Annotated in this window: 1 protein-coding gene; it reads right to left on the minus strand. The window is 69.0% G+C overall.

The genetic code is table 11. The features are described from left to right. A partial coding sequence (locus ACH0BU_RS18135) for a Mu transposase domain-containing protein (RefSeq protein WP_500264487.1) occupies positions 1 to 791 on the minus strand: 791 nt, incomplete at both ends.

Below are 791 nucleotides of genomic sequence, written 5' to 3' on the forward strand. Positions count from 1 at the left end.
CCTCGCAGGCTGTCATAGCGGTTGCAGTCGGCGCGGGGCGGATGGCGCAGCGCCAGGTCCTCGGGGGTGACAATGGTTAGCGGTCGTGGCGGTTCTCGCCTGCGGGCCAGGATGTTGACGATGACGTCGTCGCTGGCGGTGCCGGCCAGCAATGCTTCGCGCACGGCCGCTTCCACCGCCTCGAGCCCGTCATCGAGCACTGTCGCCAGCACCCGCACGAACCGCCGGTCGGCGTCGTCGCCGGCGCCGAGCTTGCGCCGCAGCCGTGACAGCGCAGGCGGCAACTCCCAGCCCTGGAACGGTGCGCCGTTGCGCAGGGCGCCCGGCTTGGTCGCCAACACCGGCAGATAATGCCACGGGTCGTAGATGGTCCGGTCCCGGCCAAAGAACCGGGGATGGTCGGCGACGACTTCACCGTCGCAGCGCACGAGGATGCGGTCGGCATAGGCACGGACCTGCACAACGCGCCGAACCGTCCGGGCAGAAACGGAGTAGCGGTTGCGATCGAAGCTGATGAGGCAAGTGCCGCTTACCGCATGCTCGCTCTCGTGGAAGCCGTCGAAGGGCGCGACAACAGGCTGGAGCACCGCCCGTTCGGCTGCCCATGCCTGGGCGACCGTCAGTTCCTTCCGCTCGGGATGCCGGTGCATGTCGGCCCAGCGCCGACACTCGGCCTCCAGCCAACCGTTCAGCTCCTCGAGGCTGGTAAATCGCAGGCGTGGCTGGAAGAAGCGGCCGCGCGCGGTCTGCACCTGGTTCTCGACCTGACCCTTCTCCCAGCCCGACGCCGG

This window comes from Sphingomonas olei (genome assembly GCF_045369765.1).
Taxonomy (GTDB): domain Bacteria; phylum Pseudomonadota; class Alphaproteobacteria; order Sphingomonadales; family Sphingomonadaceae; genus Sphingomonas; species Sphingomonas panaciterrae.